The sequence below is a fragment of the Streptomyces ruber genome, from assembly GCF_014648075.1.
In the GTDB taxonomy this organism is placed as follows: domain Bacteria; phylum Actinomycetota; class Actinomycetes; order Streptomycetales; family Streptomycetaceae; genus Streptomyces; species Streptomyces ruber.
Window position 1 is genome coordinate 141289 of record NZ_BMQK01000006.1, and the last position, 24653, is coordinate 165941.

The following is a 24653-nucleotide window of genomic DNA, read 5'->3' on the forward strand; positions in this document are numbered from 1 at the left end:
GCCTCGGCGGGTCCGCTCAGGTCCGCCCTTCCCGCTCCTGCGCCGTCCTCAGCGCGGCCGACGGGGCGGCCCAGCGCGCCCGTACGACGGTGAAGCCCGCCCGTTCGGCGTCCTCGCAGACCAGTTCGTCGTCGTCCACGAGCACCCGGACGGCACGGGTGCGGGCGAGGCGCTGGAGGATCTCCAGCTTGGTGCGGCGGGCGGGCCTGCGGTCGTCGTTCCGCCGCATGAGGACGCGGCCCTCGGGCAGGCCGTGGGCGGTGAGCCAGTCCAGCGTGTCGCGGCGGCAGCGCTCCGGCCGCCCGGTCAGGTACAGCACCTCGCACTCGCGCGCCGCCTCGTGCGCCAGGGCCACGCCCTCGGCCAGCGGCGGATCGTGCGGCGCGGCCGCGAAGAACGCGTCCCAGTTCCGCGGCCTCCGCTCCAGGTGGTGCTGCCGGTGCGCGGTGTCGGCGAGGGTGTTGTCCAGGTCGAACACGGCGAGCGGCCGGTCGCCGTGGTGGGCGGCGGCCCGCGGCCCGCTGTTCCGGGCCGTCCGGGTCATCGCGTCCCCTCAGGCGGTTCCGGTCGCGCCTCGCAGGGGCGCTGCGGCCTCCGGGGCGTCGTCCGCCTCGGCCGCGGTGAGGAAGTCGTCGACCATGCGGTGGAAGAGGGCGGCGAGCTGTCCGAGCTCCTCGGGCGACCAGCCGGACAGGGCCGTCTGCATGCCCTGTACGCCCGCCTCGCGGATGCGGTGGACCGCGTCCCGGCCGGCCTCGGTGAGCTGGATGCGCTGGGCGCGGCGGTCGTCGGGGTCGGGGACGCGGTCCACGTAGCCGGTCCTCAGCAACTGCTGCACCTGCCGGGTGACGTGGGAGGCCTCCACACCGAGCCGGTTGGCCAGCTCCCCCGGGCGCAGCGGTCCGGAGTCGGCCATCTGCCGCAGCAGCGCCACGGCGGCGCGGTCGAGCGGTACTCCGGCGCGCGCCATGAGCTTCTCGTGCTGGCGGGCACGCGTGCCCAGATAGGTGATGCGGGAGAAGGCGCGCTCTATGTCGATCACTTCCGGGGAAGCGGGGACGGCGGGGCGCGGTGGTGTGGGCATGGACCTCACTTTACCTTATCGTTGCCTTACTCAACTAAAGCGCCCACCGGACGGGCTGCGAGGTGTTCGCCGTGGACGCGGAGCGGCGGGTACGCCGGACGGCGGGACTGCCGACCGCGGCGCGCGGGACGCGGTATGCGTCACATGCCGGTACCACGGTGATCACATCGCGAGACGGTCTTGCGTCACGCCTCCCACCAGGCGTTGTCTCGCACGGTGAGAACCGAACAACCCGCACGCACCGGTCACGGCGCCGGCGGCGACCGCTCCGCGCGCCGCGCCGTCACCGTCTTCCCGATCCTCGTCCTCGCGGCCGGCGCCCTCGGCCTGCTGCTGCCGGGGAGCTTCGACGGCTGGGGCGAGGCGGTGCCCTACCTGCTGGGCGTCGTGATGTTCTGCATGGGCATCACGATGACCCCGGAGGACTTCCGGGGAGTCGCCAGGCGGCCCTGGGCGGTGGCCCTCGGGCTGGTGGCGCACTACGTGATCATGCCGGGGCTCGGCTGGGCCGTCGCCCATCTGCTCCAGCTCCCGCCGCAGCTCGCCGCCGGTGTGATCCTCGTCGGCTGCGCCCCCAGCGGCACCGCGTCCAACGTGGTGACCTACCTGGCGCGCGGCGACGTCGCCCTGTCCGTCTCCGTGGCCACCGTCTCCACGCTCGTCGCGCCCCTGGTGACCCCGCCGCTGACGCTGCTGTTGGCCGGCTCGTACCTTCCGGTGGACGCCGGGTCCATGGTCGCCGACATCCTCAAGACGGTCCTGCTGCCGGTCCTCGCGGGTCTCGTCGTACGGCTCCTGGCGGGCCGGTACGTGCAGCGGGCGCTGCCGGTGCTGCCCTGGCTGTCCGCGCTGACGATCGCCGTGATCGTGATCGTGGTGGTGGCGGGCAGCGCGGACGCCATCAGGTCGGCGGCCGGACTCGTCTTCCTCGCCGTCGTTCTGCACAACGGGCTCGGGCTGCTGCTCGGGTACGGCGCGGGACGGCTCGGCCGGCTCGGCGAACCCGGGAGCCGTGCCATGGCCTTCGAGGTCGGCATGCAGAACTCCGGGCTCGCCGCCTCCCTGGCCACCGCCCACTTCAGCCCGCTGGCCGCGCTGCCGGCCGCGGTCTTCTCCGTCTGGCACAACGTCTCCGGCGCCCTGGCCGCCGCCTGGCTGTCCCGCCGGGGGCGCTGAGCCGGGGAACCGGGCGGACTAGGCGCCCGGGGAGACGGGTGCCGTCCCGGCGGGCCGCGGGAAGACCGTGCCGTAGAAGATCCTGCGTGCGGTGCGCGCGACGGCGGTACGGCGCACCACCGGACCGGGAACGGCGACTGCCCCGGGCCCGGGGCCGGTGTCGAGGTCGAGGTCGGGGTCGGGGTCCAGGTAACCGGTGGGGTGCTCGACGCGGACACGGCCGCCCGCTCCGGGGCCGCCCGGGAGCTTCGCGATCCCCTCCGCCACCCCGCCGGGGGCGAACGGCCCGGCCGCCACGCTCGCGGCGCCCAGGACGCCGGTGGAGGCGTGGCAGCGCACCGGGACGAAGGTGCGCGTCATGACCGCGCCGCCGTCGCGGGGCGGGGCGAGCAGGGTGGGCTTGGGCACGGTGGTGCCCTCGACGTCGCCGAGGCCCATCAGGCGGCCGGCCGCCGACCGGACCTCCTGCAGACGGCCGGCGAGCTGCTGGTTCCCCTCCAGTTCCCCGGGCGTCTCGTAGCCGGTGACCCCGAGGGCGGACGCCGGTACCAGCACCGTGGGCATCCCGTTGTCCACGCAGGTCACCTCGGTGCCGGCGACGGTGTCGCGGGCGGAGCCGGTGGGCAGCAGCGGAGCGGCGCCCTGCGGGAACCCGATGACGACGGCCCGTCGGGCCGGACGCGCCGGTCGCGCTCGGCGCGGTAGCGGGCCCGCAGTTCCTCCGGGCCGAGACCCGGCTCTTCCGGGTCCGGGGCCGGAATCCGGGAGGTACCGGGGGGCGGCTCGTGGGGGGTGGGCATCTCGTCATCTGTCCTGTCCGTGGACATGTGTCACGTGGCGGCGGCCGTGGTGTTCTCCACCGTCTCCTGCCAGGTCGCGCGGGTCGCGACGGCCTGCCGCCAGGACCGGATCGCCCGCGGCGGCATCCCGGCCGCGAGCACGCCGGTCACGTGGCCGCCGCTCCGGTACAGGGCGACGAACCGGCGCGCGGACAGGTCGCCCTCGACGACGGCGACCTCCTCGTGGCCGCGCAGCCACCCGTACGCCTGCACCTTCACGTCGTACTGGTCCGACCAGAAGTACGGCACCGGGGCGAACGGTCTGCGCGCCTCGGGGCGGAGCAGGTTGCGGGCGGCGGCCATGCCCTGTTCGGCCGCGTTGGTACGGTGCTCGATCCGCACCGAGGTGCCGAACAGCGGGTGGTCCCAGCGGGCGACGTCCCCGGCCGCGTACACGTCCGGCGCGGCGGCGCAGTACGCGTCGCACACCAGGCCGTCGCGGACGGTCAGCCCACTGCCGGCGAGCCACTCGGTGTTCGGCAGCGAACCGGCGGCCACCAGCACCTCGTCGCCCGCGATGTGCTCGCCGTCCGCCGTCCGCACCCCGCCGGCGGTCACCTCGCGCACGGCGACCCCGGTGCGCAGGTCGACGCCGTGCTCGCGGTGGGCCTCCGACAGCACGCGCCCGACCCGCTCGCCGACCGCGTGGGCCAGCGGCACCGCGGCCGGCTCCAGCACCGTCACCTCGCAGCCGGCCTGCCGGGCGACGGCGGCGGCCTCCGCCCCGAGGAACCCGGCACCCACCACGAGCAGACGGCACCCCGGCCGGATGCGGTCCCGCAGGGCCAGGGCGTCGTCCAGGGTGCGCAGCACGTGCGCGCGCTCGTCCCCCGGGAGCCGGCGCGGCCGTACGCCGGTGGCCACGACCAGCCCGTCGTACGGCACCGCCGAGCCGTCCGCGAGACGCACCGTACGGTCCGGCACGTCCAGCGCGGTGGCGGCGGTGCCGAGACGGAGGTCCAGGCCGAGCGCGTCCAGGTCGGCGGGCGCCCGCAGCGCGAGCCGGTCCGGCTCCCACTCGCCCGACAGCAGCCGCTTGGACAGCGGGGGCCGGTCGTACGGCGCACGGGCCTCGTCACCGACCAGGGTGAGCGTGCCGTCGTACCCCTCGCGGCGGAGCGTCTCGGCGGCGGCCAGTCCGGCGGCCGAGGCGCCGACGACGACGACGCGCCGCGGCGCGCGCCCTGCCTCCGCGGGGGTCCGGCTCACTGCTCCACCAGGCGGATCGCCACCGCGGGGCACACCGCCACGGCGTCCCGTACGCCGTCGAGGAGTTCCTCGCCGGGCCGTTCCTCCAGGAGGATCGCGATGCCGTCCTCGTCACGCTGGTCGAACACCTCGGGGGCGGCCATCACGCACTGCCCCGACGCGACGCACTTCGGCTCGTCCAGTTCCACACGCATGCTCATGTCCTCGTTCCTCGCGGTGATCGGGTGATCGTGGGTGGGGGGTGTGGTCGTGGCGGTCACCACGCCACGGGCAGCTCGTGGACGCCGTACACGAAGCCGTCGTGCTTGAACGGGACGTTCTCGATGCCGGTGGCCAGGCGCAGGGTGGGGATGCGCCGGTAGAGGGTGCCGTAGACGACCTGGAGCTCCATGCGGGCCAGCGGCTGGCCCAGGCACTGGTGCACCCCGAAGCCGAACGCCACGTGGCGCCGGGCGTCGCGGCGCAGGTCGAGCCGGTCGGGGTCGGGGAACACCTCGGGGTCGCGGTTGCCGATCTCGTTGGGCACGATGAGGCCCTCACCGGCGCGGACGGTCTGACCGGCGATCTCGATGTCCTCCGTCACCGCGCGGCTGCGGCCGGTATGGGTGATGTTCAGATAGCGCAGCAGTTCCTCGACGGCTCCGGCGACCAGCTTCGGGTCGTCGCTCTCGCGCAGCAGGGCCAGCTGGTCGGGGTGTTCGAGCAGCGTGGCGGTGCCGAGCGCGATCATGTTGGCGGTGGTCTCGTGCCCGGCGACCAGCAGCAGGACCGCCGTCTCCGCGGCCTGCCGGTGGGTGAGTTCGCCGGCCCCGACCCGCTCGGCCAGCCCGGACAGCAGGTCGTCGGTGGGGTCAGCGAGCCGCTCGCCGACCAGCCGGCCCAGGTAGCCGGCGAGTTCCTGGACGGCGGCGGCCCGCTCCTCCGGGGCCGAGACGCGGTTGATCATGATCTTGGTGTTGTGCTGGAAGAAGTCGTGGTCCGCGTACGGCACGCCGAGCAGTTCGCAGATCACCAGGGAGGGCACCGGCAGGGCGAACGCCTCGACCAGGTCGACCGGGTTGGGGCCGGCGAGCATGTCGTCGATGAGGTCGTCGACGATCTTCTGGACGGCCGGGCGCATCGCCTCGACCCGCTTGATGGCGAACGGCGCCGTCACCATGCGGCGCAGGCGGGCGTGTTCGGGGTCGTCCATCAGGATGAAGCCGAGGCCGCCGCCTCCCTCGGACCGCGGCGCCCTGTTCGGGTAGCCGGGGCGGGTGAAGTCGGCGCTGACCCTCGGGTCGGCGAGCAGCGCGCGCTGCTCGGCGTAGCGGGTGACCAGCCAGGGGGTGCTGCCGTCCCACAGCCGCACCCGGGTGAGCGGCGCGCCCTCCTGGATCGCCTTCTCCTGGAGCTCCTTGAGCGCCGGCGGCGGGTCGAACGGGCAGCGGGCCGCCCTCGGCATGGGGAAGTCGGGGACCGAGTCCGGCGCCTGGGGCGCTTCGTACGCCTCGGGCGCGGAACCGGCCGTGGTACCGGCGATGTCGGCCATGAGCTCTCCTCGGTGGTGGGGGCTCCGCCGGGGCGGAGCGCCGGGTGACGATCGAGGCCTCGATGAGCACATGCAAACAGAGCGGACTGACGGCCCCCCGTCAGTTCCCTGACAGAAGGCTGACGTGACCGACGCCACACCAGCTGACCGAACCGGGCACGACCGGGCCCTCAACCGGCTCAGGCGGAGCGGTGGTTGACCTCCGCCCCCAGCCAGTAGCCGAAGCCCCGGCGGGTGTGGATCAGCGCCGGTCCGCCCTGGTCGACCTTGCGCCGCAGCCGGGAGACGAGTTGCTCGATCGCATTGTCGCCGCGGTACTCCCCCCACACGTACCGGGCGATCTGCTCCTTGGAGAGCACCTTGTTGACGTTGACCAGGAGGTGGCGCAGCAACCGGTACTCGGCGGGGGTGAGGTCGAGCACCCGCCGTCCGCGGCGCGCCCGGCACGTGGTGTCGTCCAGCGCGAGGCCGCCGCACTCCAGCACGCCGCCCCGGGGCGCGCCGTCCGTGCCGCCGGTACCGCGCAGCAGCACCTGCATACGGGCGAGCACTTCGGCGATGCGCAGGGGTTTGGTCACGTAGTCCGTCGCCTCCCACCCGAGTTCCGGCACGATTCTGCTCAGGGAGTCGGTCGGCACGAGAAGGAGGACGGCCGGGCGGTCCGCGGGGTCCATGCGGCGCCCCTCCTCCAGCGGCCGGAGGCCGGGCAGCGCCGAGTCGAGGATGACGAGATCGCACCCCCCGTCCGCGAGCCGGTCCAGCACCGCGTCCCTGCTTCCGGCCGCCTCGGTCCGGTAACCCGCCAGGCCCACGGTCGTGGTGAGCAGCTCCAGGGTGCCCGGATCGTCGACGGCGATCAGCACCTGCCGCCCTCCCTCACGGGCATCCCACGCCTGCTCGGTCTTCTCACCGACGCTGCCGTACATGCACACCCCACTGATCACTTGAGTCAAGTACGCCGCATATGCTTGCCCAACTCAAGTAATTATCCCCCCTCCTTCGGGAGAACGGAGTGACAGCATGACCGAGACCGGTCTTGCGGGACGCGGCGTCGTCGTCACCGGGGCGGGCTCCGGCATCGGCCGGGCCGCGGCCGTGAAGTTCGCACGGGCGGGCGCGAAGGTGCTCGTCGCCGATCTGAACCCCACGGGCGCCGCGGAGACCGTCCAGGAGATCGAGAAGGCCGGCGGGACCGGCCTCGCGGTCGTCGGCGACCTGAGCGACCGGCAGGTGGCCGACCAGGTCGTCACGCGGGCGGTCGAGGAGTTCGGCACACTGGACGTCCTGGTGAACAACGCCGGGATCATGGACCGCATGTCGGCCCTGGGCGAGACCGACGACGCCGAGTGGGAGCGGGTCATCCGGGTCAATCTGACGGCACCCTTCCTGCTCACCCGGGCGGCGCTGCCGCACATGCTCGCGGCGGGCGGCGGCTCGGTCGTCTTCACCGCCTCCGAGGCCGGGCTGCGCGGCGGCGCCGCGGGCGCCGCGTACACCGCCTCCAAGCACGGCGTGGTCGGCCTGGTGAAGAACCTCGCCGTCATGTACCGCAAGCAGAACATCCGCGCCAACGCCATCGCCCCGGGCCCGACCGCGACCGGCATCCAGGTCGACGCGGCGCCCGACGCCCACGGCCCGGCTCTCATCGGCCGGTTGATCGGCGCGAACATCGGCCGTCTGGGCACCGCCGAGGAGCAGGCCGACGCCATTCTCTGGCTCGCCTCGGACGCCGCCGCCTTCGTCAACGGTGCCGTCCTGCCGGTGGACGACGGCTGGGCCGCGGTCTGACGCCTCCCGGGGCGCCGGAGGTGTTGACGCGCCGGCGCCCCCTCCCTATCTTCTGGTCGAATCTCCGCACGGCGTACGGCATTTCGAACAGATGGTGGTCCCGAGAGACGAGGTACTACGCATGGCACCCGCCCTCCCCAGAAGAGTCCTCCTCCAGGCCGCGCTGCTCGCCCCGGCGGCTCCCGCGCCGGCCCTGGCCGCGAGCGGCCGGGCGGCCGCCGCGCCCCTGCCGCCGGCCGCCCGGCCGCTCCGGCCGTTCGAGCTCGGCGAGGTGACGCTCGGCGAGGGGATCTTCGCCGCCAAGCGCGAGCTGATGCTGGAGTACGGCCGCGGGTACGACGTGGACCGGCTGCTCCAGGTGTTCCGCGCCAACGCCGGCCTCTCCACGCGCGGCGCGGTGGCGCCCGGCGGCTGGGAGGGTCTGGACGGCGAGGCGAACGGCAACCTCCGCGGCCACTTCACCGGCCACTTCCTGACCATGCTCGCCCAGGCGTACGGCAGCACCGGCGAGCAGGTGTTCGCCGACCGGATCCGGTACATGGTCGGCGCGCTGGCCGAGGTGCGCGCCGCACTGCGGCAGGAGCCGGCCGTGCTCTCCGTCGCCGGGCGGTTCGGCACGGCGGCCGAGAACGTACGCGGTGCGTACCAGTACGTCGACCTGCCGCCGGCCGTGCTCGGCGGCGCCCCGGAGCTCACCCTCGCGGCCTGGGTGAGGCCCACGCACCACGGCGACTGGGCACGCGTCCTCGACTTCGGCGACGACACCACCCGGTACCTGTACCTGGCGGCCCGCGACGCCGACGGCGTACCGCGCTTCGCCCTCACCACGAGCGGCCCCGCGGGCGAACAGGGCCTGAACGGCACGGCCGCGCTGCCGCCCGACGAGTGGAGTCACCTCGCGGTCACGCTCGCCGGCGGCACCGGCACCCTCTACGTCAACGGCACCGCCGTCGCCCGCAACCCCGCGATGACCCTCGGCCCGGCCGACCTGGGCACCCCGGCGCACGCCTGGCTGGGCCGGTCGCACTTCGCCGCCGACCCCGTGTTCGCGGGCGCCTTCGACGCGTTCGACGCCTGGTCACGGGCGCTGACCGCCGACGAGGTGGCGTCCCTGCAGGGCGCGCCCGCCGCCGGATCGGCCGCGGGCCGCGGCGACCTCGCCTCGTACTCCTTCGGCGAGACCACCGGTTCCGCCTTCGCGGACGCCTCCGGCCGCGGACTCACCGCGACCCTGCGCCGCACCTGGGGCGGGCCGAGCCACCCCGGGTTCCTGGCCGCCTACCCGGAGACCCAGTTCATCGAGCTGGAGTCGATGACCAGCGGCGACTACCACCGCGTCTGGGCTCCCTACTACACCGCGCACAAGATCCTGAAGGGGCTGCTGGACGCGTACGTCTGCACGGACGACGACCGGGCCCTCGACCTCGCCTCCGGCCTGTGCGACTGGATGTACGCGCGGCTGTCGAAGCTGCCCGCCGCCACCCGCCAGCGGATGTGGGGCATCTTCTCCAGCGGGGAGTTCGGCGGCATCGTCGAGGCGGTCGTCGACCTGCACACGCTCACGGGCAGGCCCGAACACCTCGCGCTGGCCCGGCTCTTCGACCTCGACCGGCTCATCGACGCGTGCGCCGCGGACACCGACGTCCTCGACGGGCTCCACGCCAACCAGCACATACCGATCTTCACCGGCCTGGTCCGGCTGTACGACGCGACGGGCGAGAGCCGCTACCTCACCGCCGCGAGGAACTTCTGGGGCATGGTCGTCCCGCACCGGATGTACGGCATCGGCGGCACCAGCTCCACCGAGTTCTGGCGGGCCCGTGGCTCCATCGCCGGGACGATCGACGAGACCACCGCCGAGAGCTGCTGCGCGTACAACATGCTCAAGCTCAGCCGGATGCTGTTCCTCCACGAGCGGGACCCCGAGTACATGGACTACTACGAGCGGGCCCTGTTCAACCAGGTGCTCGGCTCCAAGCAGGACAGGGCCGACGCGGAGAAGCCGCTCGTCACCTACTTCATCGGCCTCACCCCCGGGCACGTGCGCGACTACACGCCCAAGCAGGGCACCACCTGCTGCGAGGGCACGGGCATGGAGAGCGCCACCAAGTACCAGGACTCCGTGTACTTCCGGGCCGCCGACGACAGCGCCCTCTACGTCAACCTCTACAGCCCGTCCACCGTGACCTGGGAGGGCAAGGGCGTCACCGTCACCCAGACCACGGACTTCCCGCGCGAGCAGGGCACCACGCTCACCGTCGAAACCGCCGGAGGCCGCACCGCTTCCTTCGCGCTGAGACTGCGGGTGCCGTCCTGGGCGACGGACGGCTTCCGTGTGACGGTCAACGGGCGGCGCGCCGGCGGCACACCGGTTCCCGGCAGCTACCTCACCGTGTCCCGGACCTGGCGCGCGGGCGACGAGGTGCGCGTCGACGCCCCCTTCCGCCTCCGGGTGGAGAAGGCGCCGGACGACCCCTCCCTGCAGGCCCTGTTCTACGGTCCGGTCAACCTGGTCGGCCGCGACGCCCGCACGGACCACCTCCGGGTCGGCCTCTACCGCAACGCGGCCCTGTCGGGCGACCTGCTGCCCACGCTCGCCCCCGTCCCCGGCGAGCCGCTGCACTTCACGCTGGACGGTGTCGAGTTCGCCCCCTTCCACGAGGGCACGGAGGACCCGACGCACGCCTACGTCCGCCGCTATGAGCCCGAGGTCGTGTTCGGCGGCACCGCCTCCGGGGTCGCCAACCCGGCGAAGTCCGACGGTACGACGCTCCTGGACGAGATCTGGGCCGGGGCGCCGTTCGCGGGCCGGGGCGCGCTGGTGGCGCGGGTGCGGTCGGCGGTGGCGGCGTGGGTGTCCGCGGGCCTGCTGTCCCGCGCCGACGGGCAGCGGGTGGTCGCCACGGCGCGGCGGGCCTCGTACACGGACTGAGCCCGGCCGGACGCGGCCCGCGCCGAGCGTTGTGTGCACTGTGCACGGATTTCTCTCCCGCACTCCGGGGTACTCGGGCGGCCGATCATGCCCGGACATGATCGGAAGGACCGGCAGCGAGTAGAGGAGGGGCGCTCGATGGGCGTCAGGAAAGATCTCCCCGTCCTCGGTTCCCTGGGGGAACTGGGGGCCTTGGTACAGCGTCATTCCGACCTGTACGTGCGCTGGTCACGCGGCCCGAAGACGGATCTGTCCAGGGTGAGCAGCAAGGACGACCTCACCGGTGTCCGCATGCCGGGGCTGTCGGCCAATCCGCTCGGCGTGGAGCCGTGGTGGGAGGACCGGCCGGTCGAGCTGTGGGTGGCCAGGCGGCTGTACGACTACTGCCACCTGCCCCGGGAGAAGGGGCGGGACATCCGCCCCTGGGTGCTGCGCGGCCGGGAGGAGGGCCGCGGGCCCGACAACGAACCACTGGTCGCGGAGGTCGAGCCGGTCGCCTGGGTGGACGAGCGGGTGATCGAGGAGGCCAGGTCGGAGGTCCACCGGCAGGCGGGCAGGTGGGGGCCGCTGCGCCGGAACGACGAACGGTGAGCGGCACATGGTTCGACCGGCGGAACGGGGGTACCCAGGGCCCGCAGACGACACGGCGAGATCACCCGAACCCGGCTGGTCACGCCCAGTTCCGACCGTGGGCGCAGCATGCCGGGTCCCTCCGCGTGCCGGCGAGCGCCCCCGACCGACGCGTGGGAGTGCGATGACTGAGAAGAACCCCGTCAAGGCCATGGCCGAGAAGGCCGTCGACGCCCTGCGCGGCGAGGGCCCGGCGGACGGCGTCCCCGGGGTACCGAACAGCGAACCGCCCACGGTGGCGGAGCCGACCGAGCCGCGGGAACCGCTGCCGCCCAAGCCCGACCAGGGCGCGCCCGCCACGGGGACCGCGACCGGCCGGCAGACCGGGGCTCCGCCGACCGTCCGCGCCCAGGACGGGGCGTACCTGACGACCTCCACGGGCACCCGGCTGTACGACACCGACCACTCCCTCAAGGCCGGCCCCCGCGGTCCGGTGCTGCTCCAGGACCACCACCTGCGGGAGAAGATCACCCACTTCGACCACGAGCGCATCCCGGAGCGGGTGGTGCACGCGCGCGGCGCGGGCGCCCACGGCGTCTTCGTGGGCTACGGCACCGCGTCGAACGTCTGCAAGGCCGCCCTGTTCGGCAAGGACGTCGAGACCCCGGTGTTCACGCGGTTCTCGACGGTCCTCGGCTCACGCGGCTCGATGGACACCGCGCGCGACACCCGCGGCTTCGCGACGAAGTTCTACACCACCGAGGGCGTCTGGGACCTGGTCGCCAACAACATCCCGGTCTTCTTCATCCAGGACGGCATCAAGTTCCCCGACGTCATCCACGCGGGCAAGCCGCACCCGGACCGCGAGATCCCGCAGGCGCAGAGCGCCCACGACACCTTCTGGGACTTCGTCTCCCTGCACACCGAGGCCACCCACCACACGCTGTGGAACATGTCGGACCGCGGCATCCCGCGCTCGTACCGCATGATGGAGGGCTTCGGCGTCCACACCTGGCGGCTGCAGAACGCGGCGGGCGAGACCACGCTGGCGAAGTTCCACTGGAAGCCCAAGCTCGGCGTGCACTCCCTGACCTGGGAGGAGGCGCAGATCACCGGTGGTGTCGACCCCGACTTCCACCGCCGTGACCTCTACGACGCCATCGAGTCCGGCGCGTACCCGAGCTGGGAGCTGGGCATCCAGGTCTTCCCGGACACCCCGGAGCAGACCTTCGAGGGCATCGACCTGCTGGACTCCACGAAGATCGTCCCGGAGGAGCTGGCGCCCGTCCAGCCCATCGGCCTGCTGACGCTGAACGCCAACCCCACCAACTTCTTCGCCGAGACGGAGCAGGTCGCCTTCCACGTCGGCCACCTCGTCCCCGGTATCGACGTCACCGACGACCCGCTGCTGGCCGGCCGTCTCTTCTCCTACGTCGACACCCAGCTCAGCCGCCTCGGCGGGCCGAACTTCAACCAGATACCGATCAACCGTACGCACGCTCCGGTCAACGACATGCTGCGCGACGGCTTCCACCAGCACGCCGACCACACCGGGGTGGCGCCCTACAAGCCCAACTCCCTCGACGGCGGCTGCCCGTTCTTCGCCGGCGCGGACACCTCCGCCTTCGTCGAGACCCCGGTGGAGGTGCCCGCCGCGAGCAAGGTGCGCGAGGCCCCCCTCTCGTACTCCGACCACTTCAGCCAGCCGCGGCAGTTCTGGCTGAGCATGACGCCGGTCGAGCGCGAGCACATCATCCACGCGTACACCTTCGAACTGGGCAAGTGCTACGAGCAGGCCGTCAAGGAGCGGACGCTGCAGACGCTGGCCAACATCGACCCGGAGCTGTGCGGGCAGGTGGCCGCCGGGCTCGGCCTGCCGGCCCCGGAGCCGACGGTGCCGCTCGCGGACGTACAGCCCTCCCCCGCCCTCTCCCAGCTGGGCCGCACCTGGCCGCTGGACGGCCGGCTGATCGGCATCGTCGTCGGCGAGGGGGGCGACCTGGAGGGCGTGCGCGCCGTGCGGGACGCCGTGCTGACCGCCGGCATGGTGCCCCTGGTGGTCGCTCCGGCGGGCGGGGAGCTCGGCGCGGGCCTCACCGCGCAGCGCACCTACGCCACGGCCCGTTCGGTCGAGTTCGACGCCGTCCTGGTGGCGGGCACGCCCGGTCTCGGCTCCGACGCGTACGGCGCGCGCGACGCGAAGGCGGGCGAGCCGGGCGCCGGCGCGGTGACGGACCCGCGGGTGCTGCTGTTGCTGTCGGAGGCGTTCCGGCACGGCAAGGCGATCGGCGGCTGGGGCGGCGTCGAGCCGGTCCTGCAGGCCGCGGGCATCGCCCCGGGCGCGCCGGGCGTGGTCGACGCCGACAGCGCCACCGGCGCGCTGCGCGAGGTCACCGACCTAATGGGCGCGCACCGGGTCTGGGAGCGGTTCGCTCCGCGGGTGTGAGCCTCGGTGTCGCGGTGCGGGCGGCCGGTTCTGCCGCCCGCACCGCGACATCGCGCGGAGGGACCGACATCGCGCGGGGCACGCGTTCACGCGGAGGACGTACGAGAGAGCCGGAGAGGCGGCCACACCCGCCTCTCCGGCTCTTCCTCCGCCCCTCGTGGCCGGTCCGGCCGGCCGCTCAGTCCTCGCCGCGGACGATGTGCGCCTCCGGCCCCGTCTGCGGTGCCGAAGGTGCGGTGTCCTCGGTGTCCAGGGCGGGAACGCAGGTCCGTACGGACGCGCCCCGCAGCTGGCGGGCGAGCGCCCACCCCGTCTCGGGCCGGCCTTCGACTGGTCTCTCGGTCGTGTGCGCGGTCACGGGACTTCCACTTCCTTCTGCTGTGGTGACTACCCGGCCGGGTCCCCGGGGAGCGCCTCGGCAAACCCGGGAATGACCAGGGCACGGGAACGTTGAGACAGATGTGAGCTCACGTGTCGCGCGGATCCGCTTCTCCGTCCTCGACCGCTCCCGCATCCGTGAGGGACAGGATGCCGGGCAGGCGCTGCGGGACACCGTACGGCTGGCCCGGGAGTGGGAGCGGCTGGGCTTCCACCGGGTCTGGGTCGCGGAGCACCACGGCGTGCCCGGTGTCGCCGGTTCCGCCCCGACCGTGCTGGCCGCGGCCGTCGCGTCGGCCACGCGCCGCATCCGGGTCGGCACCGGCGGGGTGATGCTGCCGAACCACCGGCCCCTGGTGGTGGCCGAGCAGTTCGGGGTGCTGGAGTCCCTCTTCCCGGGGCGCGTCGACATGGGTCTGGGCCGCTCCGTCGGGTTCACCGACGGGGTGCGCCGGGCCCTCGGACGCGACAAGGACGACGCCGAGGACTTCGCCGGGCAGCTGGAGGAGCTGCTCGGCTGGTTCCGCGGCACCTCCCCGACGGGGGTGCGCGCCCGGCCCGCGGAGGGCCTGACCGTGCCGCCGTTCGTGCTGGCCATGGGCGAGGGGGCGACGATCGCCGCCCGCGCGGGTCTGCCCATGGTCATCGGCGATCTGCGCGACCGGGACAGGATGCGGCGGGGCATCGACCGGTACCGTGCGGAGTTCCGTCCGTCGGTCTGGGCGGCCGAGCCGTACGTCGTCGTCTCCGGCACGGTCGCGGTGGCGGACACCGAGCGGGCGGCGCACCGTCTGCTGCTGCCGGAGGCCTGGTCCATGGCGCACGCCCGGACGCGGGGGACGTTCCCGCCGCTTCCGTCCGCCGAACGCGTCGAGGCGCTGACGGCGACGATGACGGAGAAGGAGCGCGGCTTCTTCGAGTCGGGTCTCGCGGGTCACATCGCGGGTACGGAGGAGCAGGTCGCCGACGGCCTCGACACCTTGCTGAAAGAGACGGGCGCCCAGGAGGTCCTGGTCACGACCAGCACGTACGACCAGGACGCCCTGCTCGACTCGTACCGCCGGCTGGCCCGGATCGCCGGGCTGGGCTGAGCCACCGCCCGGCAGCCGGCACGGAGGCGTCTCCGCCGCGCCGGACCCGTACCGGCGACGGCCCCGGGGCCACCGGCCCCAGGCAGACCGCCGCCCGGCAACCGCCGTCAAGGGTGTGTATCCGCCACCCCCGTGCCGTCGCCCCGCACGGCCTCCTCGGCCAGCCGGGCCAGGGTCCGCCGGTCCGGTGCCGTGCCGTGCCGGAGTACCGGCAGCACCCGTACCTCGGCGGTCAGGCGGCGTGCCGACGCGACCCGCCACAGGGAGGCGAGCAGGGTGTCGTCGCCCACGAACGCCGGGGCCGTGCTCACACCCGCGTGCCCGGCGAGCCGGTAGCGGAGGCGTACGGGCTGTACGGGTACGGAGGCGTCCAGCGCGGCCTGGAAGGCCGCCCGCCGGAAACGCCCCCGGGCGCGCCCGCACCAGGTGCTGCCCTCGGGGAAGACGGTGACCGCCCCGCCCGCGCGGAGGACGTCCGCGATCCGCGCCACCGTGCCGGGGAGCGCGCGCAGCCGGTCGCGGTCGATGAAGAGCGTCCCGGCCCGTGCGGCGAGCGGGCCCGCCACGGGCCAGTGTCGCACCTCCGTCTTGGCCAGCATGCGGGCCGGCCGGACGGCGGCGAGGAGGGGGACGTCGAGCCAGGAGACGTGGTTCGCCACCAGCAGCAGCCCGCCCGGTGGCCGCGGGGCCGCCCCCGTCGTACGCACCCGCACGCCCAGGGCCCGTACGAGGGCCCGGCACCAGGCCCGTACCGCCCGGTCCCGCGCCGACTGCGGCAGCCGCCCGGCCGGCGTGAGCAGCGCGAGCGCCACGATCCCGGCCACGAGCAGGACCGCCGCGGCCGCGAGCCGCATGACGGCCCGCACGGGTCCGGCGTGCGTCCCGGCGGACCGCACGCAGTCCTGCGGCGTGCAGGGAGCGGACGGCAGCCAGGCGCTGGTGACCGCCCGCGGCACCGCGGCCGCAACCGGGGCCGGGGCCGCGACGGGGACCGGTGCCGGTGCGGTGCCCGCGAGCAGGGCCGCCGCCCCCGGCACCGGGCCGGCGCCGGTCACGCCGGTCGCGCCGTTCACGCCGGTACGAGCGACAGGAAGTGCCGCAGGTAGCGCGCGTCGACACGGCGCATCGACAGCAGGACGAACAGGTCGGCGACGCCGAAGTCGGGGTCGTGCGCCGGGGGCGAGCAGACGTACGCGCCGAGTCGGAGGTAGCCGCGCAGCAGCGCCGGCAGTTCGGTGCGCTCCGGCCGGGGCACGCCGTCGGCGTTCCAGGGCAGCAGCGGCCGTACCCGGTACTCCTCCGGCGCCAGGTGCTTCTTCTGTACGCGGTCCCAGGTGCCCGCGGCCACGACGCCGCCGTCGGCCAGCGGGATCGAGCAGCAGCCGGCCAGCCACTCGTGGCCGCGGTCGACCATGTAGCGGGCGATGCCGGCCCAGATCAGGCCGATGACCGCGCCGTCCCGGTGGCCGGGGTGGACACAGGACCGTCCGACCTCGACGAGGCCCGGGCGGAGGGCGTCGAGCGGGGCGAGGTCGAACTCGCTCTCCGAGTACAGGCGGCCCGCGACCGCGGCGCGCTCGGGCGGCAGCAGCCGGTAGGTGCCGACGACCTGGCCGTCGGTGGTGTCCTTCACCAGCAGGTGGTCGCAGTAGGCGTCGAAGGCGTCGATGTCGTGGCCCGGCGACGGGGTGGACAGCAGGGCGCCCATCTCACCGGCGAACACGTCGTGGCGCAGCCGCTGCGCGGCCCGGACGTCGGCCTCGTCGCGGGCGAGGGTGACGGTGTACCGGGGGGTGCCGGGGGACGTGGGGGACGTGGCCCGGGCGGGCACGGGGATCCGGCGGACGCCGGATGCGGACTTCGGGGATGCGTCGAGTGCGGGAACGCCGGTCATGGCTCTCTCCTGGTCGCGGCCGGTGTCGGCGGTGCGTCGGCGGACCGGGGACGAGCGGCGCGGTCCGCCGCTCCAGTTCTCCCGACGCCGGCTGACCTCGGCGTGACGCATGACAAGAGCCCGGATGTGCGGTTGTTGAATGCCCGGGGCGGGGACACGCCGGGGATGCCCCGGGAAACGCTGACGGGACCGGGAAAGAGCACCACTCCCGGTCCCGCCCGTCCGCACCCAGCCGGCGAACGTCTCGGTGGAACGGCGTCTAGCGCTTGCCCGCCTTGCGGGTCGCGCGCAGCCACTCCTTGTTCATGCCGGTGATGGACATCAGCGGGATGCCCTTGGGGCAGGCGGTGGCGCACTCACCGGCGAGGGTGCAGCCGCCGAAGCCCTCCTCGTCCATCTGGGCCACCATGTCGAGCACGCGGGTCTCGCGCTCGGGCGCGCCCTGCGGGAGCACGTTGAGGTGGTTGACCTTGGACGAGGTGAACAGCATGGCCGAGCCGTTCGGGCAGGCGGCCACGCAGGCGCCGCAGCCGATGCACTCGGCGTGCTCGAACGCGAAGTCGGCGTCCGGCTTCGGTACGGGCGTGGCGTGGGCCTCGGGCGCGGCGCCGGTGGGCGCGGTGATGTAGCCGCCGGCCTGGATGATGCGGTCGAAGGCCGAGCGGTCCACGACCAGGTCCTTGACCACCGGGAAGGCGGCGGCCCGCCACGGCTCGACGTCGATCGTGTCGCCGTCGCGGAAGGACCGCATGTGCAGCTGGCAGGTCGTGGTGCGCTCGGGCCCGTGGGCGTCGCCGTTGATGACCAGGCTGCACGCGCCGCAGATGCCCTCGCGGCAGTCGTGGTCGAAGGCGACCGGGTCCTCGCCCTTGAGGATGAGCTCCTCGTTGAGGGTGTCGAGCATCTCCAGGAAGGACATGTCGGGCGAGATGCCGTCCACCTCGTACGTGGACATCGCTCCGTCGGCGTCGGCGTTCTTCTGCCGCCAGACGCGCAGGGTGAGCTTCATGCGTAGCTCCGCTGGGTGGGGTGGACGTACTCGAAGACCAGGTCTTCCTTGTGCAGGACGGGGGCCGCGCCGGTACTCGTGAACTCCCAGGCGGCGGCGTAGGCGAACTCGTCGTCCTTGCGCTCCGCCTCGCCGTCCGCGGTCTGGGACTCCTCGCGGAAGTGGCCGCCGCAGGACTCGGAGCGGTGCAGGGCGTCGAGGCACATCAGCTCGGCGAGCTCCAGGTAGTCGACGATCCGGTTGGCCTTCTCCAGCGACTGGTTGAACTCCTCGCCGGTGCCGGGGACCTTGATGCGCCGCCAGAACTCCTCGCGGATCTGCGGGATGCGCTCCAGGGCCTTGCGCAGCCCGCTGTCGGTGCGGGCCATGCCGCAGAACTCCCACATCAGCTCGCCGAGTTCGCGGTGGAAGCTGTCGGGGGTGCGGTCGCCGTCGACGGCGAGCAGCCGGGCGAGCCGGTCCTCGGTCTCGGCGACCACCTCCCGCACGTCGGGGTGGCCGGCGGTGACCTCGTCCTTGTGCGGGTTGCGGGCCAGGTAGTCGTTGATCGTGGAGGGCAGCACGAAGTAGCCGTCGGCGAGGCCCTGCATCAGGGCCGAGGCGCCGAGGCGGTTCGCGCCGTGGTCGGAGAAGTTGGCCTCGCCGATCGCGAACAGGCCGGGGATCGTGGTCTGGAGGTCGTAGTCGACCCAGAGGCCGCCCATCGTGTAGTGCACGGCGGGGTAGATGCGCATCGGCACCTCGTACGGATCCTCGTCGGTGATCCGCTGGTACATGTCGAAGAGGTTGCCGTACTTGGCCGCGACGGCCTCGCGGCCCATGCGCTTGATGGCGTCGGCGAAGTCCAGGTAGACGCCCTGGCCGCCGGGGCCCACTCCCCTGCCCTCGTCGCAGACGTTCTTCGCGGCGCGGGAGGCGATGTCGCGGGGCACCAGGTTGCCGAAGGAGGGGTAGATGCGCTCCAGGTAGTAGTCGCGCTCCTCCTCGGGGATCTCGGCCGCCGGACGGTCGTCGCCCTTGGCCTTCGGCACCCAGATCCGGCCGTCGTTGCGCAGCGACTCGCTCATCAGGGTGAGCTTGGACTGGTGGTCGCCGGTGCGCGGGATGCAGGTGGGGTGGATCTGGGTGAAGCAGGGGTTGGCGAAGTAGGCGCCGCGCCGGTGCGCCCGCCAGATCGCGGTCGCGTTGGAGTTCATGGCGTTCGTCGACAGGTAGAACACGTTGCCGTAGCCGCCGGAGGCGAGGACGACGGCGTCCGCGAAGTACGTGTCGATCTTCCCGGTGATCAGGTCGCGGGCGACGATGCCGCGGGCCCGCCCGTCGATCACGATCAGGTCGAGCATCTCGGTGCGCGGGTGCATCTCGATGTTGCCGGCCGCGATCTGCCGGGACAGCGCCTGGTAGGCGCCGAGGAGGAGCTGCTGGCCCGTCTGGCCGCGGGCGTAGAAGGTACGGGAGACCTGTACGCCGCCGAAGGAGCGGGTGTCGAGCAGGCCGCCGTACTCGCGGGCGAACGGCACGCCCTGCGCCACGCACTGGTCGATGATCTCGACCGAGATCTGCGCGAGCCGGTGCACGTTGGACTCGCGGGCGCGGAAGTCGCCGCCCTTGACCGTGTCGTAGAAGAGCCGGTGGACGGAGTCGCCGTCGTTGCGGTAGTTCTTCGCGGCGTTGATGCCGCCCTGCGCGGCGATGGAGTGGGCGCGGCGCGGGGAGTCCTGGTAGCAGAACTGGACGACGCGGTACCCCTGCTCGGCGAGCGTGGCGCCCGCGGAGCCGCCGGCGAGGCCGGTGCCCACCACGATCACGGTGTGCTTGCGCCGGTTGGCGGGGTTGACCAGCTTGGCCTCGAAGCGGCGCTTGTCCCAGCGCTCGTGGACGGGGCCGTCGGGGGCCTTGGTGTCGACGACCGGCTCCCCGGTCGTGTAGGCGGCGTAGTCCGTGTACGGCGCGTCGGTCGCGTTGGAGGTCATGTTCAGCTCACCACTCCGGTCATCACGGCCACGGGTACGGAGACGAAGCCCACGGTCAGCACCAGCGCGAGGGCGTTGGCGGTGATCTTCAGGGCGCGGTCGCGGGTGCGGCTGCCCGCGCCGAGGGTCTGTGCGGCGCTCCAGAAGCCGTGCCGCACGTGCAGGCCCACCGCGAGCACCGCGACGATGTAGATGACGTTGCCGTACCAGGTGGAGAAGGTGTCGATCACGTTCTGGTACGGGTGCCCGGCCTGGAAGTCCGGGTGCACGGTGCCGGTGGTCAGGTCCAGGACGTGCCAGACGATGAACAGCGCGAGGATGATCCCGCCCCAGCGCATCGTGCGGGTGGCGTAGCTGGTGCGGGCCTTCTTGTGCACGTACTTGCTGGGCCGTGCCTTGATGTCGCGGCGGCTGAGCTGGTACGCGGCGACGGCGTGGGCGACGACGGCCACCACCAGCACCACGCGGACGATCCACAGGGCCCACTCGTGGTGCAGGAAGGGTTCGCCGAGGGTGCGCAGCCAGTGCGCGTAGCCGTCGAACTCGGCGGCCCCGAAGAAGATCTTCAGATTGCCGAGCATGTGGACGACCAGGTAGAGCAGCATGATCAGACCGCTGACGGCCATCACGGTCTTCTTGCCGACGGAGCTGTCCCACACGGTGCGCGCAAAGGACGGCCGTCGGTCCGTCCGCGTTGCCAGAGCCATGCCACAAGACGCTAGGGCCGAACGGGCCATCGGTCCAAGACATGCTCCGGCTCGATTCGATAGGCACCGGCTATCGTGGCACTACGCTGACGGCATGCAGTTCCAGCAGCTCCAGTACTTCGTCGCGGTGGCCGAGACCCGGCACTTCACCCGCGCCGCGGAGATCGTCCACGTGGCGCAGCCCTCGCTCTCCCAGCAGATCAGGGCGCTGGAGCGGGAGCTGGGCGCGGAGCTGTTCCGGCGGGCGCGCGGCAACATCACGCTCACCGACGCGGGCGAGACACTGCTGCCGCTGGCCCGCCGCATCCTCGCGGACGCCGACACGGCCCGGCAGGAGGTGGCGGAGCTGGTGCAGCTGCGGCGCGGCCGGGTGCGGCTCGGGGCGACCCCGAGCCTGTGCACGGGGCTGCTGCCGGACGTGCTCCGCGCCTACCACGACCGCTACCCCGGCATCCGGCTGATGGTCGAGGAGAGCGGCTCGCACGACCTCGTACGGGAACTCGCGCGCGGCTCCCTCGACCTCGCCCTCGTCGTCCTCCCGCTGCCCACGCCGTCGCCCGCGCTGACCACGGTGGAGGTGCTGCGCGAGGACCTGGTGGTGGTGTCGTCGCCGGAGGCGCCGGTACCGGGCGACGGGCGCCGGGTGCGGATCTCCGACCTGGAGGGTGAGCGCCTGGTGATGTTCCGGCACGGGTACGACCTGCGGGAGCTGACGGTGGCGGCTTGCCGCTCCGCGGGGTTCGAGCCGGATTTCGCGGTGGAGGGCGGGGAGATGGACGCGGTGCTGGGGTTCGTGCGGGCGGGGCTGGGGGTGGCCGTGGTGCCTCGGATGGTCGCCGCGCGCTCCGGGCAGGGGCTACGGGTGACGCCGCTGGCGCGGCCCGGGCTGCACCGGACCATCGCGTTGGCCCATCGCAGTGATGTGGCTCCGCCCCGGGCCGCTCGTGAGTTGCAGCGGATGCTGTTGGAGCGGTAGCGCCGTTCCGTCCGCGCGGCGTTCCGGGGTGCGGGCCGGTGGTGGCTGGTCGCGCAGTTCCCCGCGCCCCTTTCGGGGCGCGGCCCCCCTCAGCTCGCGTCCACCAGTGCCAGTTCGTGCAGGCGGTCCGGGGGGCCCGGGCGGGCGTAGTACCAGCCCTGGGCCGTGTCGCAGCCCATGACGCGGAGCTGTTCGGCCTGGTGGCCGGTCTCCACGCCCTCCACCGTGACGGCGAGGTCCAGGCTGTGGGCGAGGGAGACGATGCCCTCGACGATCTTCTGGTCGACCGGGTCGGCCGGGAAGTGCTGCATGCCCCGGGTGAAGGACCGGTCCAGCTTGAGGATGCTCACCGGCAGCCTGCGCAGATTGGCCAGATTGGAGTAGCCCGTGCCGAAGTCGTCCAGCGCGATGTCCACACCCATCTCCGCCAGCCGCCGCAGCGGTTTCAGTACCTCGTCGTCGGCGCCGATCAGGGCCGACTCGGTGACCTCCAGGCACAGCGCGCCCGGCTCCACGCCCGCCCGTTCCAGGATGTCCACCGTGTCCTGGACCAGCCGCGGGTGGGTGAGCTGGCAGGGCGAGAGGTTGACGTTGACCCGCAGCGGGCCCGTGTAGTCCCCGGCCCGCTCCTTCTCCCGCCACTCGCGGGCCTGGCGCACCGACTGCTCGAGCACCCAGCGGCCCAGCGGCACGATCAGCCCGGTGTCCTCGGCCAGCGGGATGAAACGGTCCGGGCCGAGGACGCCGTGCTGCGGGTGCAGCCAGCGCACCAGTGCCTCCGCGCCGCGCACGCTGCCGTCGCCGAGGTGGACCAGTGGCTGGTACTCGATGAAGAACTCGCCCCGGTCCAGGGCCATGGGCAGCGCCATGGTCAGCGAGTGGCGGGTGATGGCGCGGGCGTCGGCCTCCGCGTCGGCGATCTCGTAGCGGTTGCCGCCCGCCGCCTTGGCCCGGTACATGGTGATGTCCGCGCTGCGCAGCACCTCCGCCGCGCCGCGCTCCCCGGCCGGTCCCTCGACGATGCCGATACTGCCGCGCACCAGGAGTTCCCGGCCCTCGATGCGGACCGGGGTGGCGAGCGCGCCGAGGACGCGCTCGGCGAGCTCGTCGACCGCCTTCTGGGTGTCCGGTCCGGTGATCAGCGCCACGAACTCGTCGCCGCCGAGCCGGGCGACCATCTCGCCGGGAGCGGTCACACAGGCCTGGAGCCGGTCGGCGATCTCGACGAGAAGCCGGTCCCCGGCCGCGTGGCCGAGACTGTCGTTGATCGCCTTGAAACCGTCCAGATCCAGGTAGCAGAGCCCGAAGCGCTGTCCGTCGCCGGCGGCGAGGGCCTTCTCCAGCCGCTCGAAGAACAGCGTGCGGTTGGGCAGGCCGGTCAGCGCGTCGTGCGTGGCCTCGTAGCGCAGCCGGAGGTTGAGCAGGCGGCGCTCGGTGGTGTCCTCCATGAGCGCCAGCTGGTACTGGGGCTCGCCGTCGGCGTCCCGCAGCAGGGAGACGGTGAGGTTGGTCCACAGAACCGTTCCGTCGGGACGGTTGAAGGCCTTCTCGACGTGGTAGTGCTCCCGCTTGCCGTCGACCAGTTCCTGGTACAGGCGCCAGACGTGGGGCGCGTCCTCGGTGTGGGTCCAGTTCTGCACCTTGTGCCCGCGCAGCGACTGCTCGGAGCCGCCGCCGAACATACGCAGCAGAGCACCGTTGACCTGGAGGATGTTGCCGTCGAGGTCGGCTATGCCGATGCCGATGGCGGCGCCCTCGAACACCGCGCGGAACCGGGCCTCGGTCGCGTGCAGCGCCTGCGCCACCGCGCCCTGGGCGGCGAGGGCGGCCGCGGAGATCGCCTCCTGCTCGGTGAGCGTCCGGTCCCGCAGCGCGGCCGCGTACCCGGCGGCCATGGCGTGCTGCAGGCGCGCGGCGCGGACCCGCTGGTCCTCCGCGTAGCCGCCCTCGCCGCCGCAGTACAGCACCAGGTACGCGTCGACGCAGTCGAGCGAGCGGCTGAGGGCCTCCGGGTCGGTGCAGTGCTCGGCGACCAGCGCGGCGCCGACCGCCCGGCCCTCCTCGGGTTCGAAGGTCCGGGCCCGCAGCGCCTCGCTCAGCCGCCGGGCGAGCGGCACGAGACGCTGTTCGAACTCGGGCCGGGTGAGCGACGTGGCGGTCACCGGGAACACCGCCCGGCTCCAGATCGTCGCGAACCGGCGCAGTCTGTCCTCCGGCCCGTCCGGCTCCGCGATCACGCCGTACGCCCCACGCCGGCGTAACCGGAGGAGCCGTACGGGTCCTCGTCCTCCGGCGCCGTGTCCGGCCGCCACTCCACCAGCGGCACCAGCCCGGGTTCCACCATGTCGTACCCCTCGAAGAACCGCGCGATGTCCTCGCGCGAACGCATGATCAGCGGATTGCGGATGTCCTCGTACACACCGACGGCACCCCCGGCCCGCTCGGGCGGCAGCGGTATGTGCTCGTACGAGGCGTGCGTCAGCACGAGCAGGCTGCCCGGCGCGAGCGCGTCGCGCAGCCGTGCCACCGCCCCGTACGGGTCGTCCGCGTCCTCCACGAAGTGAAGTATGGCAACGAGGAGCAAGGCAACCGGACGGTTCAGGTCGATCAGACGCGTCACCTGGTGGCTCGTCAGGATCTCCTCGGGCCTGCGGAGGTCGGCCGCGAGCACGTCCGCCAGCTCGTCGTCCGCCAGCACGGCCTGGCTGTGCGCCACGGCCACCGGGTCGTGGTCGACGTACATCACCCGGGCGTCGGGGCCGGCCGCCCGGGCCACCTCGTGGACACTGCCGAAGGTGGGGATGCCCGAGCCGATGTCCAGGAACTGCGTGACACCCTGGCCGACCGCGTACCGGACGGCGCGCCGCATGAACGCCCGGTTGGCCTGCATGATCTTGGGCAGGCCCGGTATGGACCCCATCGCCCTGCGGGCCGCCTGCCGGTCGACCTCGAAGTTGTGCGAACCGCCCAGGTAGTAGTCGTACATCCGGGCCACGGACGGCACCGAGATGTCGATGCTCCGCGGGGCCCAGGCGGGGCGCTCCATCTGT

Annotated in this window: 22 protein-coding genes; 7 read left to right on the forward strand and 15 right to left on the reverse strand. The window is 73.2% G+C overall.

Going from position 1 to position 24653, the window contains the following annotated elements; genetic code table 11:
- Positions 1-16: 16 nt before the first annotated feature.
- Together IEZ04_RS16215 and IEZ04_RS16220 are read right to left on the reverse strand one after the other, a co-directional pair.
- Entirely contained in the window at positions 17-544 is a 528-nt protein-coding gene (locus IEZ04_RS16215; protein WP_189217580.1) for a phosphatase domain-containing protein, read from the reverse strand.
- Positions 545-553: 9 nt separating this feature from the next.
- Complete coding sequence (locus IEZ04_RS16220; RefSeq protein WP_189217581.1) at positions 554-1084, reverse strand: MarR family winged helix-turn-helix transcriptional regulator; 531 nt, start codon at positions 1082-1084, stop codon at positions 554-556.
- A gap of 216 nt (positions 1085-1300) precedes the next feature.
- Between IEZ04_RS16220 and IEZ04_RS16225 the strand changes: the two genes are divergently transcribed.
- Positions 1301-2260: a bile acid:sodium symporter family protein gene (locus tag IEZ04_RS16225; RefSeq protein WP_229821060.1), complete on the forward strand. Its 960-nt coding sequence runs from the start codon at positions 1301-1303 to the stop codon at positions 2258-2260.
- 18 nt (positions 2261-2278) lie between these two features.
- On the opposite strand, the gene IEZ04_RS16230 is transcribed toward IEZ04_RS16225, so the two are convergent.
- From IEZ04_RS16230 to IEZ04_RS16250, 5 genes are all read right to left on the reverse strand, one after another.
- A complete protein-coding gene (locus IEZ04_RS16230) occupies positions 2279-2836 on the reverse strand; it encodes a PrpF domain-containing protein (RefSeq protein ID WP_308429806.1) in 558 nt (185 codons plus the stop codon).
- Between the two features lie 254 nt (positions 2837-3090).
- A complete protein-coding gene (locus IEZ04_RS16235; protein WP_189217583.1) occupies positions 3091-4308 on the reverse strand; it encodes an NAD(P)/FAD-dependent oxidoreductase in 1218 nt (405 codons plus the stop codon).
- Positions 4305-4502, reverse strand: coding sequence for a ferredoxin (locus IEZ04_RS16240; protein ID WP_189217715.1), 198 nt, complete (start codon positions 4500-4502; stop codon positions 4305-4307). Before IEZ04_RS16240 ends, IEZ04_RS16235 begins: the two co-directional genes overlap by 4 nt.
- A gap of 62 nt (positions 4503-4564) precedes the next feature.
- Entirely contained in the window at positions 4565-5839 is a 1275-nt protein-coding gene (locus IEZ04_RS16245; RefSeq protein ID WP_189217584.1) for a cytochrome P450, read from the reverse strand.
- Between the two features lie 179 nt (positions 5840-6018).
- Positions 6019-6765 (reverse strand): response regulator transcription factor, encoded by a 747-nt coding sequence (locus IEZ04_RS16250; RefSeq protein WP_189217585.1) that lies wholly within the window; start codon positions 6763-6765, stop codon positions 6019-6021.
- A gap of 94 nt (positions 6766-6859) precedes the next feature.
- Here IEZ04_RS16250 and IEZ04_RS16255 point away from each other — a divergent pair, with 94 nt between their 5' ends.
- The 4 genes from IEZ04_RS16255 (at position 6860) to IEZ04_RS16270 (ending at position 13575) form a co-directional block, all read left to right on the forward strand.
- Positions 6860-7627, forward strand: a complete 768-nt coding sequence (locus IEZ04_RS16255) for an SDR family NAD(P)-dependent oxidoreductase (RefSeq protein WP_189217586.1) — start codon at positions 6860-6862, stop codon at positions 7625-7627.
- Between the two features lie 121 nt (positions 7628-7748).
- Complete coding sequence (locus IEZ04_RS16260; protein WP_189217587.1) at positions 7749-10559, forward strand: beta-L-arabinofuranosidase domain-containing protein; 2811 nt, start codon at positions 7749-7751, stop codon at positions 10557-10559.
- A gap of 138 nt (positions 10560-10697) precedes the next feature.
- Positions 10698-11150, forward strand: coding sequence for a DUF6098 family protein (locus tag IEZ04_RS16265; protein ID WP_189217588.1), 453 nt, complete (start codon positions 10698-10700; stop codon positions 11148-11150).
- Between the two features lie 163 nt (positions 11151-11313).
- Entirely contained in the window at positions 11314-13575 is a 2262-nt protein-coding gene (locus IEZ04_RS16270) for a catalase (RefSeq protein ID WP_189217589.1), read from the forward strand.
- Positions 13576-13753: 178 nt separating this feature from the next.
- Here the strand turns inward: IEZ04_RS16270 and IEZ04_RS16275 are convergent, their stop codons facing one another.
- A complete protein-coding gene (locus tag IEZ04_RS16275) occupies positions 13754-13933 on the reverse strand; it encodes a hypothetical protein (RefSeq protein ID WP_189217590.1) in 180 nt (59 codons plus the stop codon).
- A gap of 103 nt (positions 13934-14036) precedes the next feature.
- On the opposite strand from IEZ04_RS16275, the gene IEZ04_RS16280 reads away from it, so the two are divergent.
- Positions 14037-15044 carry an LLM class flavin-dependent oxidoreductase gene (locus IEZ04_RS16280; RefSeq protein WP_189217591.1) on the forward strand — a complete coding sequence of 336 codons (1008 nt, stop codon included), beginning with the start codon at positions 14037-14039 and terminating at the stop codon, positions 15042-15044.
- Between the two features lie 107 nt (positions 15045-15151).
- On the opposite strand, the gene IEZ04_RS16285 is transcribed toward IEZ04_RS16280, so the two are convergent.
- The 5 genes from IEZ04_RS16285 to IEZ04_RS16305 all read right to left on the reverse strand — a co-directional run bounded on the left by IEZ04_RS16285 (position 15152) and on the right by IEZ04_RS16305 (position 20627).
- Positions 15152-16000 (reverse strand): lysophospholipid acyltransferase family protein, encoded by an 849-nt coding sequence (locus tag IEZ04_RS16285; RefSeq protein WP_373296324.1) that lies wholly within the window; start codon positions 15998-16000, stop codon positions 15152-15154.
- Positions 16001-16113: 113 nt separating this feature from the next.
- Positions 16114-16938: a GNAT family N-acetyltransferase gene (locus tag IEZ04_RS16290; protein ID WP_189217592.1), complete on the reverse strand. Its 825-nt coding sequence runs from the start codon at positions 16936-16938 to the stop codon at positions 16114-16116.
- Positions 16939-17197: 259 nt separating this feature from the next.
- Positions 17198-17947 carry a succinate dehydrogenase/fumarate reductase iron-sulfur subunit gene (locus tag IEZ04_RS16295; RefSeq protein WP_189217593.1) on the reverse strand — a complete coding sequence of 250 codons (750 nt, stop codon included), beginning with the start codon at positions 17945-17947 and terminating at the stop codon, positions 17198-17200.
- The gene (locus IEZ04_RS16300) at positions 17944-19920 is read right to left on the reverse strand and encodes a fumarate reductase/succinate dehydrogenase flavoprotein subunit (RefSeq protein WP_189217594.1); all 1977 of its coding nucleotides are present in this window, start codon (positions 19918-19920) and stop codon (positions 17944-17946) included. The genes IEZ04_RS16295 and IEZ04_RS16300 overlap by 4 nt, the downstream gene beginning before the upstream one ends.
- Before the next feature lie 2 nt (positions 19921-19922).
- Positions 19923-20627: a succinate dehydrogenase gene (locus tag IEZ04_RS16305; RefSeq protein ID WP_189217595.1), complete on the reverse strand. Its 705-nt coding sequence runs from the start codon at positions 20625-20627 to the stop codon at positions 19923-19925.
- A 94-nt stretch (positions 20628-20721) separates the two neighbouring features.
- Between IEZ04_RS16305 and IEZ04_RS16310 the strand changes: the two genes are divergently transcribed.
- Entirely contained in the window at positions 20722-21603 is an 882-nt protein-coding gene (locus IEZ04_RS16310) for a LysR family transcriptional regulator (protein ID WP_189217596.1), read from the forward strand.
- Positions 21604-21692: 89 nt separating this feature from the next.
- Here IEZ04_RS16310 and IEZ04_RS16315 read toward each other — a convergent pair whose 3' ends face one another.
- Both IEZ04_RS16315 and IEZ04_RS16320 read right to left on the reverse strand, forming a co-directional pair.
- Positions 21693-23840 (reverse strand): putative bifunctional diguanylate cyclase/phosphodiesterase, encoded by a 2148-nt coding sequence (locus IEZ04_RS16315; protein ID WP_189217597.1) that lies wholly within the window; start codon positions 23838-23840, stop codon positions 21693-21695.
- Entirely contained in the window at positions 23837-24649 is an 813-nt protein-coding gene (locus tag IEZ04_RS16320) for an SAM-dependent methyltransferase (protein ID WP_189217598.1), read from the reverse strand. Before IEZ04_RS16320 ends, IEZ04_RS16315 begins: the two co-directional genes overlap by 4 nt.
- Positions 24650-24653 lie beyond the last annotated feature (4 nt).